We start from the raw sequence: 15,062 nt of genomic DNA on the forward strand, positions 1-15,062 counted from the left end.
TGTGCGCCCGGAGAGATTCGAACTCCCGACCCTCTGGTTCGAAGCCAGATGCTCTAATCCACTGAGCTACGGGCGCGTGCCGCGGGAGGGACTCGAACCCCCACGGTTTTACCCGCCAGGTTCTAAGCCTGGTGCGTCTGCCAATTCCGCCACCGCGGCGATCAAAAAAAGGTTCGTTGACAATTAATAGGAATCTAAAGCAGAAAAGCCACCTATTTTTGGGGCCGTTAGCTCAGTCGGTAGAGCAGCTGACTCTTAATCAGCGGGTCGCAGGTTCGATCCCTGCACGGCCCACAGTCAGTCCCGCTTCCCGCGGGACAGCACTCGCTGCGGCTCGTAGCGGTTGCTAGTGGTACATCACTTCTTCGCGGGAGAGGGTGAACGGCGCAATCGCGACGTCGAACTCCTCGCCGCCCTCGTTCACCATCTGGTAGGTTCCGTGCATCATTCCAAAGGGCGTGTTCAGCGGGCAAAAACTCGTGTATTCGAACGACTCGCCCGGCGCCAGGGTCGGCTGCTCGCCCACGACCCCCGGCCCGCGGACTTCCTCCTTCTTGCCGTCGGCGTTGGTAATGATCCAATGGCGGCTGATCAAGCGGACGGTCCTGTCGCCCACGTTGCTGATGACGACCCGGTAGGCGAAGAAATAGACGCTCCGCTCGGGATCGGAACGATCCGGAACGTACTCGCCCTCGACCTCGACCTTCACGCCACGTGTGATTGCTGAAGACATGTTTCCAATCGATTCCGCGCGAACGGGAGGACTCTACATTGAAGGACGAACCTATTTCCAGGAAAGTTTTTTGAGAAAAATGGCTGGTTCCAATCACATGGTTACATGATGCCGATCATATTCAAGCCGGCGACCAAAGAGTTATCAAGGACTTGGTTGCCATGAAGTCCGTTATGAGAGACACGTTTTAAACAGGGAGGAGCTTTTATGAGGACGCATCCGTCGATTGTGGTCTTAGCCCTTGGCCTGATGGCCATCGGTGCCGTGGTGGGAGCCGTAACGAAGGTTTTCGTCTACACGGCGATCCTGGCGGGGGCCGGATTTTTTTGTTTGTTCGTCTTTCGGGTGGCGAGTCAGTGGCAAAGAGCCGTGATTCTTCGCTTCGGCAGGTTCAAGGGTTTGCGGGGGCCGGGGATCGTGACCATCATCCCCTTCGTCGACACGATTCCCTACTGCATCGACATTCGTACCGTGACCACGCCCATTACCGCGGAGCAGACTCTGACGAAGGACAGCGTACCCGTCGACGTTGACGCCGTGTTGTTCTGGCGGGTCGTCGATCCCATCAAGGCGGCCTTGGAGGTCGAGAATTACGGAAAGGCCGTGACTTGGGCCTCACAGACGGCCTTGAGGGATGTCATTGGCGAGACGGTCTTGGCCGACATGCTGGTCGGCCGCCAACAAATCGACAGCAAACTGTGCCACAAGATTGATACGAGCACGGAGCCTTGGGGCATCAAGGTTCTTTCCGTCGAATTGAGGGACGTCAAGATTCCCACCGGGCTGCAGGACGCCATGTCAATGCAGGCTCAGGCCGAAAGGGAAAGGCAGGCCCGCGTCATCTTGAGTGAATCGGAGCTTCAGGTCTCGGAAAGATTCCGACAGGCCGCCCTCCAGTATGTGGACAATCCAACGGCCCTTCATTTGCGGGCGATGAACATCCTTTTAGAGGGAATGAAGAACAACTCATCGGTCATCATCGTTCCTTCTTCGGCGGTGGAAACCATGGGCCTCGGATCCATGACCGGGCTTACGGCTCTGGCGCAACAGTCCACAAAAAAGGACGTGCCCGCGGCCTGAAAGAGAGGTGCCTTCTGTTCGAAGCCTGACTAATCAGGAGCCAAAGTGACGAGCAGCAACAAACGATTTTTTATGATGATGCCTTTGGTCATGTTGATGTCGGTGATGGCGTGGCGATCGGGCCGTGGCGCCGAATCCACGGGAGTTGCCGATCATCAGACTCCGCAGGCCGGCGAACGCACCGATCAACCCGCTACGCAGCCATCCACGAGTGGGCCGGCGCAAACGATGCCGACCACCATGCCCACGACGATGCCGACCACCATGCCCACGACGATGCCGGCCATCAACGAACAAGACCAGTTCGGTGAACCCGGGGATACGATCGTCAAACGAATCCCGAAATTGGAAATGTATCCTTGTTCGGATTGTCACAGCACTCCGGAGGATTTTAATCCGACGCCTCGAATCATGACCAAGGAACATACCGACAAGAAGGTTCATTTCGTTGAGAGGAACGACAGCGCCGCGTGGTGTCACCGCTGTCACAAGCCGGGGAATTATCTCAAACTTGAACGCCAAAATGGCACGGCCATCTCGTTCAATGAGGCCTACTTATTGTGCGGCGAGTGCCATGGGACGCAGTACAACGATTGGAGGAGAAACATCCACGGGAAGAGGGTCGGCAGCTGGAACGGGCCGAAGCAGGTCTACTCGTGCACGGAATGCCACGATCCGCATGCCCCGGCCTTCAAGCCCATGAAGCCTTTGCCGATGCCGGTTCCTCCGCGCGGGCGGAGCAAGTCGTTTCTTAAGTTACTCTTCGGAGACATGATTCATGACACAGGAGAAGTTCACCCAGAGACCCAGCCGTCTCGTTGAGAAGAAGCTACAGGAAAAGCTTCCGCGCCGCGAATTCCTTAAAGGAATGATCGCTGCGACCGGCGTGGCGGCCGCCGTCTCTCTGGGGACCAAAGATGCGGGCGCTTCGGCGCTTTCGGATTTTTTTAAGAGCGCCTTCTTCCAGAAGCATTACAAGGAGATGACGCCGGATGAAAAGAAAGTCGTTCTGGCCCGGCTGGAAAAAGAGACGCGCGAACGCTACGGGGTCGAGGTCAAGATCGGCGATCCGCCTCCCCTGGACGGCGTCGAATTCGCCTATTTTTTGAACCTGCAGAAATGCATCGGCTGCCGCCGCTGCGTTTACGCCTGCGTCGCCGAAAACAACCAATCACGCGATCCGCAGATCCAGTATATCAAGGTCCTCGAAATGCCGGAAGGCTCGCTGGACGTGGACGAGGGGGAGATTTTCTACGATCACGAAAAGGTTCCCCAGCCCGGAAAGTTCTACATGCCCGTCCAGTGCCATCAATGCTCCGATCCCCCCTGCACCAAGGTTTGCCCGGTGGAGGCGACGTGGAAGGAGCCCGATGGCATCGTCGTGATCGACTACGACTGGTGCATCGGCTGCCGCTATTGCGAAGCCGCCTGTCCCTACGAGGCGCGGCGTTTCAATTTTACCGAGCCTCAGATCCCCAAGGATGAGATCAACCCGAACCAGAGTTACCTGTCGAACAGGATCCGGCCGCGCGGCGTCATGGAGAAGTGCACGTTCTGCCTCCATCGGACCCGTGAGGGGCGCTACCCTGCGTGTCTGGAGGCCTGTCCGACGGGCTCGCGCAAATTCGGCAATCTCCTCGACCCCAAGAGCGAGGTCAGGGCCATTCTGGAGACGAAGCGCGTCTTTGTTCTGAAGGAGGACCTCAAGACGCACCCGCATTTTTATTACTTCTTCGGTTAGCAAGAAGGGAAGATGATCGATGGCGATTTATTTCCAGTTCTGGAAGGACATGATACGGCAGGTTCTGATCGGCCCCAGGATTTACTACATCTGGCTCGGATTCTTGGGCGTCCTGATGCTCATCGGGTCGGCGGGGTACTACTACCAGCTTCGGAACGGCCTCATCGTCACCAACATGAGCGACCAGATCTCCTGGGGCGCCTACATCGCCAACTTCACTTACATTGTGGGTCTGGCGGCCGCAGCCGTCATGCTGGTGATTCCCGCCTACGTCTACAAGATCAAGGCCATGAAGGAGATCACGCTGATCGGCGAGCTGTTCGCCATCTCAGCCATCGTCATGTGTCTCATGTTCGTGACGGTCGACATGGGCCGCCCGGACCGGTTCTGGCATCTGATTCCGAAGCTGGGCCGGATGAATTGGCCGATTTCGATGTTGAGCTGGGACGTCATCGTGCTGAACGGCTACCTTCTGATCAACCTCCACATCCCCGGTTACCTCTTGTACAAGAAATACAGGGGACAGCCGCCGACGGATGCTTATTATATGCCGTTCGTCATCATCTCCGTCTTTTGGGCCGTGAGCATCCATACCGTGACGGCCTTTCTGTACGCGGGGTTGGGCGGCAAGCCCTTCTGGAATTCGGCCGTTGTGGCGCCCCGATTCCTCGCCTCGGCCTTTGCCGTCGGGCCTTCGTTCATTCTTCTCACGCTGCAGATCATTGAAAAATATTCCAGCTTCAAGGTCGAACATGAGGTTTATAGGGTCCTGAAAAGGATCATTGCCGTCTCGCTCCTCATCAATTTGTTCCTGCTGGCTTCAGAAGTTTTTAAGGAATTTTACACCGATTCCGCCCACAGCGCGTCGGCCAAGTACCTGTTCACGGGCATCGACGGGTATGTTCTGCTCGTTCCCTTCATCTGGACGGCTATTGTCCTCAACGTGGTCGCAACCGTCATTTACGCGAGCCCCCAATGGAGCCGGGGCATGCGTAACGTCAACATCGCCTCGGTCTGCGCCATCGTTGGGATTTGGATTGAGAAAGGAATGGGGCTGATCGTTCCCGGGTTCGTTCCCAGCCCATTGGGCACGATCGTGGAATATTCCCCTTCGCTGGTCGAGTTGGCGGTCTGTCTCGGAATCTGGGCCACGGGCTTCTTCGTCTTCACCCTCCTCCTCAAGGCGGCCCTGCCGATCGAAATCGGCACGGTGAGGCACAGGGAAGAAAACTGGGAATTCCCCCGATCATCCTCATGGCCTTAAATTCGGATGGAAATTAAGCGCAGTCCCGCCGGTCCTGCGAGGCTCTCCGTGGGCCGAAGTAGGCCTCCAAAACCACTTGGGCCTTGTTGACGTCTCGCAACCTCGCCTCTGCCAGTTTGCGGGCTGCGGTGGTCGAATCTTGAAGGCGATCAGGATGATACACCTCGACAAAGGAGCGGAAGACCGTCTTGTATTGCTCGTAGGAAGCCGAGGGAGTCAAACCCAATGTCTCAAGGGCTTGCGCCACTTCAGGACGAAGCATGACCCCACTATCCGAATTTCGCGGCCGAGTCGAGGTTCCGACACTCCCCAAGACGTCACGAATCCTCCGGCGCGTCGCCGCCTCCGCCTCGACCGCACGTTCGAGTTCCCGAACGCGTTCCCTGAGTTGCGAGGCTTCGGCCCCGAGGCGCTCGTTCCTGTCGGCCCGTGCCTTCTCTTTCTTCGCCGCCTCCCGCTGCTCCAAGGCGTCTTCCTTGGCCTTGGCCTCGGCGTTTCGGGTTTCCCTCAAGACCTTGCGTAGGCGCTCGATCTCTTCCACAAGCTTTTGATGATCCTGCTCCCGGGCCCGAGCCGTCTCGAGAGCCGCTCTGTGTTGCGAAGCTTCTTTCTTGGCCGCCTCTTCGGATGTCTTCGCGCGCGCAATCTCACTTCGCAAAGATCTGATGTCGGCCTTCATCGCTTCCGTATCTTGAAATTGGGTCCTCAGCGTTTCAATTTCCGCCCCCTTTGCGGCAAGTTGGTTCCTCAAATCCCCGATCTCCGCTTCCATGCGTTCCGTGTTCTGCGCCTGCGCCCTGACCGCATCGAGAGCCGTCCGATGGCGCGACGTTTCTTTGCGGGCCGTCTGTTCCGATGCCTTTGCATTCTCAAGCTCTAGCCGCAGCGTTCCGATAGCGGCGTTCAATGTGTCGACGTCCCGCAACCTGACTTTCATGGCTTCGATTTCGGCCTGCCTATCGGCGAGCTGTGCCCTCAATTCCCCCAGCTCTCCGGCGGCGTGTTCGTCTCGATCTTCCTTTCTTGGTTCGACGCGAAGGCTTGCCTCCGCGAATTTTCTCCGAAGCGACAAGATCGCCTCTCTCAGCTGCCCGATACCCGCTTCGAAGGATTCGATGACCTGGAGATATTCGTTGGCCTGACTCTCCGCTTTGACCCGAAGCCGCTGCTCCATGCCTGCCACCTTTTCGAACTGCTTGTAGACTTCGACCCTATCGCGAAGCTCGCGGGCCTCCAACTGAGCGATTTCGAGGCTGTCTTGCAAACCCTGGACCTGGGCCTCCAGATCGATCGCTTGCCGGGCGAGCTCGGCGTTTTCTTCCGCCCTCGCGTTCGCGCTCACGAGAGCCTTTCTCGCCTTCTCAAGGGCGGCATCGGCTTCCTCACAGACGCGATGAAGGGTCTCATTCTCATGACGAAGGACCCTATTTTCATCCGATGCTCGTCTCTTGATCTCTTCGAGGCGCCCTAAATGTTTTTTGAGTTGATGAAGCTCAAGGGCCGCAGGGGCGTATTCTTCGGCGCGTTGTCGATAATGTTCCGCCCGAACCCGTTCTTTCTCAATTCCCGAAATCGCCAGTTGCAGTTCTTTTTGCAGCGCCTCGGCGACCCTTGACCAGTCTGGAGCCGCGCGGGACCCCGCTTCCCCTTCCGTTCGGGATTCGCCATTCGTTTTGGGCGGAGCACCGCGGGGAGCCGGGGGCGTCGGCGGGGAGCTTTCAAAGCGTCTGCCTCTGGAAGGACGTCTGGTCGGGAAGAATGCCTCATCGGGCGGATCGTTCAAACCGATAAAATCTTCGTACGCCCCCGACAATCCCCGGAGCACTCTCCTGAGGCCGAAACGAACTTCCTCCGCGCGAGTCGGCACATAGGTGGAGGCGCATCTCTGGTCGTTGGATGCCTCGCAGGCCCCGCCGCCGCCGCCCGATGCGAATTCGTTGTAAACAAAGGTGCCGCATGCCGGATCATGCACGGGGGCGTCTCCGGGATTCGCCGAGAAAACGCCCGTTGCAGATAGACCGGTAACCCACGGCATCAAATTTCCAAAAACGGGGGACATAGGCGATTTTTTCGTCGTCAAAAATCGCAAAATGTTTCTCGTTTTTTATTTGTGGCTTTTCATGAAAAGGGCGTCTGTCGCGGTGTGGACGCGTTGCGTCGTTCACGAGGATGTTCATTAGAAAAAGGACTTGGAAGACTTTGGAGCAGGGGGCGATCGGTTGGCTCGAACTTCCGGCTGGCGGCGAAAACCCTAAGTTTTTCATACCGGATGCCGTGGCGGCTCGTCGAAAAACGGGCCGCCGCGGCCCCGGCTGAAAATTGGGGTGGGCTATCGGATTCGAACCGATGACCTCCAGGGCCACAACCTGGCGTTCTAACCAGCTGAACTAAGCCCACCATTTGAGTCAGGGGAGATACCGCTCTCCCCTGAAACCCCATCTGTGTTACCGCGGTATCATCGTTCACTGTTCACTACGCAGAGTGAATCTGACTCCGTTCACTATTTGTCTTACGCGCGGGGAGACCAGCGAAGCGCGGCACCGACTTGTCGGTGTACCGCTCTCCCCTGAAACCCCATCTGTGTTACCGCAGTATCATCGTTCACTGCGCCCGGCTAAGCCGGACTTCGTTCACTAGCGAAGAACCGATCAAATCGCAAGGTCTTGAAAAGAATACTTTATTTTTGGGGTTCTTGCTGAAAAAAGACGGCGATGCGGGATCAACGTCTTCTTTTTCTCGACGTCTTTCGCGGACTGGCCGTCCTTTGGATGATCGAGACGCATGTGTTCGAAGCCGGGCTCGCGCCCGTCTGGCGGTCGGGATGGTTCTTCCACGCCGTCTATCTCTCGAACGGTTTCGTCGCGCAGGCCTTCGCCTTCGCGGCCGGCGCGGGATTTTGGCTCGCCACCGAGGCCTCGCCCGATCTGAGGAACGTCCGCGCCGCGGTCTTTTGGCGTTACGTCCGGCGGCTCGCCTTTCTTTTTCTTTGCGGTCTCTGGCTCAACATGGACCCGTTCTCGCTCGATCATTTCCGGAACGCGGGACCCGAGGGGCAGGCCGTCACCTGGCAGTTCGACATCCTGCACCTGATCGCCTTCACGGCGTTCGTCTCCCTCCTCCTTCATCTCGCCGCCGGACGGTTTTCGCGCCGGCACTGGGTCTACGGGGTCTTGGCGCTGGCGGTCTTTCTCGCGACGCCGCTCGTCTGGCGGGCCCGGCTGGGCGAGGTGCTGCCCCTCGCACTGGGCCTGCCGTTGATGCCGATCCCGCCGTCCAAGTTCCCGGTCTTTCCCTGGGCGGGATATTTCCTCGCCGGCGTTTTTCTCATGGGACTCCTGATGCGGTCCCGCCGCCCCGAACGATCGGCCGCGATCCTCGCCGTTGTCGCCGCGGCGTCGCCCTTCGCCCTCTTTTGGATCAAAGGGTGGAACTTCACGTACCCGGGCATGAGCGGGCCTTGGGCCGATTGGTACCCCTCGCCGGGACATTCCCTCTTCCGCTTGGGCGGAGTCGCCTTGGTCTTCGCCCTGCTCTTTCTTCTCGAGAAACGCCTTTCCGCCCAAGGGCCCGCGGTCGGGTTTCTGCGCCTCAACGGGCAGGAATCGCTCTGGATGTTCGTGAGCCATATCATTCTCGTCTACGGGTCATCCTATACGGTGGGCCTGATCGACCTGTCTGGAAAGCGCCTGGAACCCCTGGCCGTCGCCGGGGCAACCGTCTTCATCACGGCCGTCTGTTTTGCGCCGGCTGCGATTTGGCATGCGTTCAAGCAGGATCATCGCGACCGGGCCTTCGCCGTCCTGTGCTTCGCCGTCGCCGCGGCCGCGGCCGTCTTCGCCGTCGCGCCGGCGAACCTTTCCCGAGGAGGCCTCCCATGAAGGTCAACGAAATTTTCAAAGGCCGCGTCGTCACGTTGAACCTGGAAGAGTTTGACCTCCCCAACGGCCACACGGTGAAGCTGGAGGTGGCGCGGCACCTGAGCGCGGCGGCGATCGTGCCCGTCGCGGAAGACGGGCGCGTCCTCTTGATCCGGCAGTTCCGCCCGGTCCTGAACGCCTGGCTGTGGGAGATCCCGGCCGGGCTCTTGGAAAAGGACGAAGACCCGGCGCTTTGCGCGGCGCGCGAACTGGAGGAAGAAACGGGCTGGATCGCAAGAACCGTCGAACCCGTGACCCGCATCCACAGCTCCTGCGGTTTCACCGACGAGGTCGTTCACATTTTCAAGGGAACCGGGCTTGAGCCGGGCCGCATGGCGCGGGAGAAGGGAGAAGTGATCGAGGAGAGGTTCTTTGCCCGCGAAGAGATCCTGCGGATGATCGGGAACCGCCAAATCACCGACGCCAAGACCCTGGCCGGCCTTTTTTATGTCTTATTGGGTAACTCGTTGGAATAAATAGGATTCTGAGGTTAAACCGCAAGCCTTCTCACCCTCAAGGGCAACTGCCTGGTCTGTTCCGGTCGAAAAAGAACATATACTATAAGGTAATTGTGAACCGCATTCGCGCCTTCATCTCGGGGTTTGTCCTTGCCGTCTTGGTGTCTTGTTCCGCCTGCCTCACGGGGGGAGGTCCGACCGGCGCGGGTCCCTCGGGGCCAGCCGGGGCCTTGCCGACGGGGAACATGGGCGGTGCCCCATCCGGTGGGATGATTCCAGGGTCGACCGAGGCACCGCCTCCGGGCCCCGCGGCCGCCGCGGCCGGCGGTGGCGACACGATGCCCCCGCGCGCGGACGCGGGCGACTGCATGACGATCGGTCTCGACGGGACGGTTCATTGCGGTCCTCCCCGGCGCGAGGCCTGCCGGGTCGCTTACGTGCCCGTCCCGAAGCTCAAAGTGATGGCGGGCACGGGAGAACCGTTGCCTCCCATCCCCCTCGTCGGAAAGACCTCGTTCGACGGACGCTTCTACGCCGAGATCGGTTCGGCGGACTTGAGCTGCGAAGATCCGTCCTGCTGGACGTGGGGACCGGTAAATTTCGGCGACGTCCTCATGATGAGGCTGACGCGCCTGCAGACGGCCGCCCCGGCCCTGACCTTCCACCAGGACGCCGTGGCCACCCTGCCTGAGGCGGACGGGGCCAACGTCGCCGTCGCAGGCGTCCCCATCCAGGACGAAGATGCGATCGAATTCTACGCCACCCTCTCGGAGGCAAAGCCCGAGGGTTATAGCGAGACCCTCGTCCCCCTGACCGACGAGGTCTGGACCAAATTCGGCATCAAGTGCGAGATGGGCGGATTCAGGATCGACACGGGCGTCACCTACGAGCGCCGGACGGACGTGCCATCGGCCGCGGAGCGGTTTTTCGACGTCCTGTTCAAATAAATCTCTCGTCAATGTAGCTCTTCAAGTCCTTCAGCTCGAAGGGCACGCCGTATTTCTCAAGCTTCGTGTAGAGATTCCGCCGCGAGATGCCCAACACCTTCGCCGCATTCCCCTTGTGATAGCCCTGGTCGCGGAGCGCCACGAGGACCTTCTCCAGCTCGGGTTCCATCGGGGCCCTGGGATGCGACCTCATGGCGCCCGCGGCCGTTCCTGCCCGGCGCTTGGTGAGGACGGCCGGCTTGAATTCGAAGGATTTCGGAAGAATCACGCCGTTTTCGGCGAAGAGCATCGCGGTCTCGATGGTGTTTTGAAGCTCGCGGATGTTGCCGGGCCACGGATAGTTCATGAGAAAGCGGAGCGCGTCGGGATGGATCTTCGCTCGGCCTTTCAAGAAATGGTCGATCAGGAGAGGGAGATCCTCCATGCGTTCGCGGAGCGGCGGCAGGGTGATCGTGATCCCGTTCAACCGGTAGAAGAGGTCTTCGCGGAATTTCCCGTCCTCCACGAGCCTCGCCAGGTCCCTGTTCGACGCGGACACGACGCGGACATCGACCTTCACGACATCGTTGGACCCGACGGGCCTCACCTCGCCTTCCTGAAGGAAGCGCAAGAGCTTCGCCTGGAGGTTGGCGCTCATGTCGGCGATCTCGTCCAAAAAGACCGTCCCCTTGTTCGCGTACTCGAACCGACCCTTCTTGTCCCGGTCGGCATGGGTGAAGGCCCCCTTCTTGTGGCCGAAGAGTTCGCTCTCCAAGAGGGTTTCGGGCAGGGCCGAGCAGTTTTCGCTCACGAACGGCTGCTTGGCCCGCACGCTGTTGAAGTGCAGGGCGCGCGCAATGGCCTCCTTGCCGGTGCCCGATTCGCCGTAGATCCAGACCGGCACCTTGGAGTCGGTGATCTTGTCCACCAGTTGGAGGACGGCAATCATCTTGGGCGAGCGCCCGACGATGTCGCCGTATTGGTGCTTGAGCTTGAGCCGGTTCGCCTCCATCTCGCGCTCGAGTTCCTGGCGGCGGCCCATCTCCTCCTCGACCTCGACGGCCAGCTCCGAGTTCGATTTCTTCAGCTCTCCGATCATTCTCGACTTTTGGAGGGCGAGCGACGCCACGTCGGCGAAGGCCTTCAGGGACGTGACCGTCTCGTCGGCGAAGATCCCGGCGTCGAGCGGGTTGTCGAGATAGAAGACGCCCAGGATCCCCCCGACGTCCTTCAAGGGAAGCGCCAGAATGGACTTGAGGCTGTGCAACTCCACGCTCTTGGATTTTTGAAAACGCGGGTCTTGGAGGGCGTTGTCGGTGACGACCGGTTCGCCCGTCTCCATCGCCTCCTTCACGGCCGAGAGGCTGACCGTGAAGTCGTTCTTGCCCAAGTCCTCATGGGAGAGGTTGCGGGCCACGACCACGCTGTAACCCGCGAGCGGTTTCTCGGACGACTCGTCCTTGAGAAGGAGGAGGCCGTTTTTCGCGCCGGAGATCTCGAGGGCGGCGTCCATGAGGCCCTTGAAAACAGCGGTCATGTCGTCGGTCCGGAGGAGCTGGCGGTTGAGGGCTGAGAGTTTTTCCAAAATGTTCATGGCGCGTCCTTTCCTTGATGGCGGATCCATTTCTTGAAATCGAACCGGTCCTCGAAACTCACCTGCAACGCCTTCGGGAGGCGGTCGTAGAGCGCGCGGAGGCGGGCTTTCGCGGCGGCGTCGGCCTCGGGCAGGCCTTCTCCGCCGCGGAATTCGCGCAAGGCTTCTTCGACCTCGCGCGCCTTTTCCGCGGCCTGGGGCAGACGCGCCACGAGCGCGCGGATTTCCGCAAGGCGACGCTCCGCCGACTCGAAACGGCCGACCTGGACCTCGGTGATCGCGTTTTGTTTGAGGCTCTCGGCCAGGTCGCCCCAGTTGCCCAGGGGGCGGAACACCTCGAGGGCCTTTTGGAGGCGATCGAGCGAACGCGCGAGATCGCCGCGGTGGCGTTCCAGGATTCCCTCGTTGTTCCAAACGCTGGCGAGGAAGAGGTCGTCCTCTCTTGCGGCGGCGACGGCTTCCGCCTCGGCGTAGGCGCGCGCGCAGGCCTCGAAATCCCCGCGCTCGAGGGCGAGATTCCCCTCTTGGAGCCACGTGGCGTAGACGCCCTCCCCGTTCGCCTCATCGGCGTACAGGCGCCTCGCCTCCTCGAGAAGATTCAGGGCGTTTTCCACGTCGCCCTCCGCGTGGCGCACGACGGCCAGGTTGCGGCAGATCTCGGCGCGGCGCCACCCCCGGAATTCTTCGAAGGCCAGCCCCTCCGCGAACTGCCTCCCGGCCTCCCGCAGGTCGTCGCGGCGAAGGGCCTCCATCCCGATCAAGGAATGGCAGCGCATGGCGTAGGTGCGCGGGACCTGGTCTCCGAGTCTCCCGCATTCCTCGAGGCACCGCCGAAAACGCTTCTCCGCCTCCCCGTGATCGCCGAGATTCTGATGTCCGAGTCCCGTGATGAGCCAGTACTTGACGGTTTTGAGCGCCGCCGGTTCGTCGGCGGCCGCCAGGCCCCGGATTTCCTCGCACAGCGGAAGCGTCTCGCCGAATCGCCCGAGCTCGTTCAAGAGATTCACCTTGAGACGGAGGAGTCTTGAGGTCTCGACGTCGTCGGGGATCCGCCTCACGAGGGAGAGGGCTCCGTCCGCGAGCTTCAGCGCCTCTTCGCAGCGCTTCGACCTCCAGAGGCGCTCCACGACCCCGTGAGCGGAGCGGGCGGCAAAGTCAGCGTCGCCCAAAGCGAGGGCGTGATGGAGCCTTGCGGGACTCGCCTCGCCCTCTCCCGAGAGGGCCCTCCACCAGTCGCGGTGACGATCGAGCTGATCGTCGCCCGGGAGATCCTCAAGGACGGCCTCCCTCAACCCGGCCATCCCGAGACGGTAACGGCCCGTATCGGCCTCGAGAGCGACCAACCCCCTCGACGACAGACGGTCGAGGGCGACGACCGCGTCGAGGGCGTCGCCCCCGAGGGCCTGAAAAAGCGGGTCGGCCTCCACGGGACCCGGCGCCGCCGCCAACAACTCCAGGAGGCGGCGCTCCAAGGCCGTCGATTCGCGGATGCGAATCTTGAGGACGGCGTGAAAGTCGGACGGCGCCGAGTCCAGCCGAAGGCTTTCCAGCAACATGAGCGGATTGCCGCCCGTCATCCGGTGGAGCGTCGCCGCTGTCTTTTCGGCCTCCGCGGCCGGCGCGCCCGGAAGCGCCGAGAGGACGAGTTCCCGCGCATCGGCCTCGCTCAAATTCCTCAGCAGCACTTCTTCGATGTCCGGATGGGAGGCGAATCCCTCCAACACGCGCCGCGCATCCTCCTTGAGGCCGTCGTCGTTCCACTCCCAGATGACCAAGACATCCTTGTCCGGGGCGCTTTTCCGCGTGACGCGCAAGAGACCGGCGAGGTCGCCGGCCGGGACGTCTTCGAGAGAGCGGAAAAAGACCGCGCCGCTGGCGCCGGGCAATTCCTCCACGCCCTTCTTGAATCGCCCCGGAAGAATCTCGCGGACCGTCCGGCCCGCCAGAGCGCACTGAAAGCCGATTTCCCGGAGGAACCTTTTCTTCCCCACGCCCGTCACGCCGTGGAGCGCAAAGAACCGCGAGCGCTTCCCGATCGTTTCGACCGCTCTCCCGACGGTTTCGAGGGCCTCCGAGGCGCCGAACATCCACACCGGATGGAAGGCCGGAACCCGGGAAGGCTCCGGGCGGCCGCCGCGCAAGGCCTCCAGAACCTCGCGCGCCTCCGAAAACCGCGCCGCCGGATCGGCCAGGATCATGCGGTCGACCGCGCGGGCCAGGAGGGCATGGGAGGTCGCAAGATCCGGGCGAACGTCCAGGACAGACCGGGCCGGTTTGCGGACCATCTCGCTCAAGCTCCGGCATCCCGCGCGCGGGTGGACGCCGGCCAGGGCCTCGTAAAAAAGCGTGCCCAAAGAAAAGAGGTCGCACGCGGGGCCGTTTTTTCCGCCGATGCGCTCGGGGGCGAGATAAAGAACCGTCGCCGCCCGCGAGGCCGCATTCGATCCCGCGAGGCTCGCCGTCCCGAAGTCGATCAAACGGAGACCGCCCTTGGAATCGACGCGAAGATTGCCCGGCGAGAGGTCGCCGTGAAGGACGCCTTGGGAGTGCAGAAAATCGAGCGCCTCCAGCGCCTCGCAGAGCCAGTTTTGGATTTTTCCGGGATCGCGGGAGCGTCCGGCCGCAGAGAGGAGGTCCTCGCCCTCCACGTACTCCATCCAAAAACAGGGCCCCCGGTCTTGCCCGAAGATGTGGCCGGAATCCTTCGCATACCCCAAGACCGGCGCGATCGCCGGGTGACGGAGCCGGACCAGGAGCTTGGCTTCGTGCTCCAGCAGCGGCCTCTGTCCCGGATCGGACAGGACCTTGACCGCCACCTTCTCCCCCTCCGGGGTCCAGGCCGCATAGACCTTGCTCGTACCCCCTTCACCAAGCTTGGTCTCGACGCGCCAACCCGAAATAGGGCCGCTCTCCATTAAACTAGCTTATCACGGCCCGACACATGATGTGCAGATGAAAAGGTCAGAACGAGATTCATCTTGTAACCTTTCCCAGCCTGAAACTTAAAAAAATCAATAATTACAGGCCATTTTGTTCTGGCATCCCACTTGCTTCTCTTTTCAGTCACAGGGGGAATTATGAAATCAGCGATTCGTATCTTCGTGGTCTCGATCATTCTGGCGAGTGCCTATGGCTGTACCGGCGGCGATGGAACGACGACAATCGCGGTGGCCGACGGCTCGACGGGTTCCAAGTCCGCGCCGACCTCCCCCGCCTCTGAGGGGACGACGGACGAGACGATCGCCCCCACGTCGGAGACGCCCCCGGCGCCCGCGCCGGCCCCGGCCACGCCTCCGGCCCTGCCGACGCCTCCCAAGGTCCCCGAGACGCCTCCGGTGACGATCGTCGA

General features: G+C 61.0%; 13 protein-coding genes and 4 tRNA genes. 9 read left to right on the forward strand and 8 right to left on the reverse strand.

Features of this window, described 5'->3' with window-relative positions:
• Positions 1-2: 2 nt before the first annotated feature.
• Together VLJ37_02545 and VLJ37_02550 are read right to left on the reverse strand one after the other, a co-directional pair.
• A tRNA-Arg gene (locus VLJ37_02545) sits at positions 3-76 on the reverse strand.
• Between the two features lies 1 nt (position 77).
• Positions 78-159 (reverse strand) — tRNA-Leu (locus tag VLJ37_02550).
• Positions 160-221: 62 nt separating this feature from the next.
• Between VLJ37_02550 and VLJ37_02555 the strand changes: the two genes are divergently transcribed.
• Positions 222-294: transfer RNA gene (locus tag VLJ37_02555), tRNA-Lys, on the forward strand.
• A 52-nt stretch (positions 295-346) separates the two neighbouring features.
• Here VLJ37_02555 and apaG read toward each other — a convergent pair.
• Positions 347-733: a Co2+/Mg2+ efflux protein ApaG gene (apaG, locus tag VLJ37_02560; protein HSA58548.1), complete on the reverse strand. Its 387-nt coding sequence runs from the start codon at positions 731-733 to the stop codon at positions 347-349.
• 207 nt (positions 734-940) lie between these two features.
• On the opposite strand from apaG, the gene VLJ37_02565 reads away from it, so the two are divergent.
• Positions 941-1,813 carry a slipin family protein gene (locus tag VLJ37_02565; protein HSA58549.1) on the forward strand — a complete coding sequence of 291 codons (873 nt, stop codon included), beginning with the start codon at positions 941-943 and terminating at the stop codon, positions 1,811-1,813.
• A gap of 185 nt (positions 1,814-1,998) precedes the next feature.
• On the opposite strand, the gene VLJ37_02570 is transcribed toward VLJ37_02565, so the two are convergent.
• Positions 1,999-2,145 (reverse strand): hypothetical protein, encoded by a 147-nt coding sequence (locus VLJ37_02570; protein ID HSA58550.1) that lies wholly within the window; start codon positions 2,143-2,145, stop codon positions 1,999-2,001.
• A 79-nt stretch (positions 2,146-2,224) separates the two neighbouring features.
• Here VLJ37_02570 and VLJ37_02575 point away from each other — a divergent pair, with 79 nt between their 5' ends.
• Genes VLJ37_02575 through nrfD form a run of 3 tightly spaced genes read left to right on the forward strand, consistent with a single transcriptional unit; the run spans position 2,225 to position 4,818 of the window.
• Positions 2,225-2,635: a multiheme c-type cytochrome gene (locus VLJ37_02575; protein ID HSA58551.1), complete on the forward strand. Its 411-nt coding sequence runs from the start codon at positions 2,225-2,227 to the stop codon at positions 2,633-2,635.
• The gene (locus VLJ37_02580) at positions 2,592-3,554 is read left to right on the forward strand and encodes a 4Fe-4S dicluster domain-containing protein (GenBank protein HSA58552.1); all 963 of its coding nucleotides are present in this window, start codon (positions 2,592-2,594) and stop codon (positions 3,552-3,554) included. The genes VLJ37_02575 and VLJ37_02580 overlap by 44 nt, the downstream gene beginning before the upstream one ends.
• 19 nt (positions 3,555-3,573) lie before the next feature.
• Positions 3,574-4,818 carry an NrfD/PsrC family molybdoenzyme membrane anchor subunit gene (nrfD, locus tag VLJ37_02585; protein ID HSA58553.1) on the forward strand — a complete coding sequence of 415 codons (1,245 nt, stop codon included), beginning with the start codon at positions 3,574-3,576 and terminating at the stop codon, positions 4,816-4,818.
• Positions 4,819-4,831: 13 nt separating this feature from the next.
• Here nrfD and VLJ37_02590 read toward each other — a convergent pair whose 3' ends face one another.
• Both VLJ37_02590 and VLJ37_02595 read right to left on the reverse strand, forming a co-directional pair.
• Entirely contained in the window at positions 4,832-6,160 is a 1,329-nt protein-coding gene (locus VLJ37_02590; GenBank protein ID HSA58554.1) for a hypothetical protein, read from the reverse strand.
• A 978-nt stretch (positions 6,161-7,138) separates the two neighbouring features.
• Positions 7,139-7,215: transfer RNA gene (locus VLJ37_02595), tRNA-His, on the reverse strand.
• A 314-nt stretch (positions 7,216-7,529) separates the two neighbouring features.
• Here VLJ37_02595 and VLJ37_02600 point away from each other — a divergent pair.
• From VLJ37_02600 to VLJ37_02610, 3 genes are all read left to right on the forward strand, one after another.
• Entirely contained in the window at positions 7,530-8,696 is a 1,167-nt protein-coding gene (locus VLJ37_02600; protein ID HSA58555.1) for a heparan-alpha-glucosaminide N-acetyltransferase domain-containing protein, read from the forward strand.
• The gene (locus VLJ37_02605) at positions 8,693-9,211 is read left to right on the forward strand and encodes an NUDIX hydrolase (GenBank protein HSA58556.1); all 519 of its coding nucleotides are present in this window, start codon (positions 8,693-8,695) and stop codon (positions 9,209-9,211) included. The genes VLJ37_02600 and VLJ37_02605 overlap by 4 nt, the downstream gene beginning before the upstream one ends.
• 95 nt (positions 9,212-9,306) lie before the next feature.
• Complete coding sequence (locus VLJ37_02610; GenBank protein ID HSA58557.1) at positions 9,307-10,140, forward strand: hypothetical protein; 834 nt, start codon at positions 9,307-9,309, stop codon at positions 10,138-10,140.
• Here VLJ37_02610 and VLJ37_02615 read toward each other — a convergent pair.
• The gene (locus tag VLJ37_02615; GenBank protein HSA58558.1) at positions 10,133-11,713 is read right to left on the reverse strand and encodes a sigma-54-dependent Fis family transcriptional regulator; all 1,581 of its coding nucleotides are present in this window, start codon (positions 11,711-11,713) and stop codon (positions 10,133-10,135) included. The genes VLJ37_02610 and VLJ37_02615 overlap by 8 nt on opposite strands.
• On the reverse strand, positions 11,710-14,628 hold the full coding sequence (locus tag VLJ37_02620) for a tetratricopeptide repeat protein (GenBank protein ID HSA58559.1): 2,919 nt from the start codon (positions 14,626-14,628) through the stop codon (positions 11,710-11,712). Before VLJ37_02620 ends, VLJ37_02615 begins: the two co-directional genes overlap by 4 nt.
• 162 nt (positions 14,629-14,790) lie before the next feature.
• Here VLJ37_02620 and VLJ37_02625 point away from each other — a divergent pair.
• A partial coding sequence (locus tag VLJ37_02625) for a hypothetical protein (GenBank protein HSA58560.1) occupies positions 14,791-15,062 on the forward strand: 272 nt, incomplete at its 3' end.

Source organism: bacterium (assembly GCA_035454885.1).
Classification (GTDB): domain Bacteria; phylum UBA10199; class UBA10199; order JACPAL01.

Excerpts from the sequence above, each read along its gene's own strand:
- VLJ37_02615 (HSA58558.1), bottom strand. The coding sequence starts at position 11,713 with ATGAACATTTTGGAAAAACTCTCAGCCCTCAACCGCCAGCTCCTCCGG.
- VLJ37_02575 (HSA58551.1), top strand. The coding sequence starts at position 2,225 with ATGACCAAGGAACATACCGACAAGAAGGTTCATTTCGTTGAGAGGAAC.
- apaG (HSA58548.1), bottom strand. The coding sequence starts at position 733 with ATGTCTTCAGCAATCACACGTGGCGTGAAGGTCGAGGTCGAGGGCGAG.
- VLJ37_02580 (HSA58552.1), top strand. The coding sequence starts at position 2,592 with ATGACACAGGAGAAGTTCACCCAGAGACCCAGCCGTCTCGTTGAGAAG.
- nrfD (HSA58553.1), top strand. The coding sequence starts at position 3,574 with ATGGCGATTTATTTCCAGTTCTGGAAGGACATGATACGGCAGGTTCTG.
- VLJ37_02565 (HSA58549.1), top strand. The coding sequence starts at position 941 with ATGAGGACGCATCCGTCGATTGTGGTCTTAGCCCTTGGCCTGATGGCC.
- VLJ37_02620 (HSA58559.1), bottom strand. The coding sequence starts at position 14,628 with ATGGAGAGCGGCCCTATTTCGGGTTGGCGCGTCGAGACCAAGCTTGGT.
- VLJ37_02600 (HSA58555.1), top strand. The coding sequence starts at position 7,530 with ATGCGGGATCAACGTCTTCTTTTTCTCGACGTCTTTCGCGGACTGGCC.
- VLJ37_02605 (HSA58556.1), top strand. The coding sequence starts at position 8,693 with ATGAAGGTCAACGAAATTTTCAAAGGCCGCGTCGTCACGTTGAACCTG.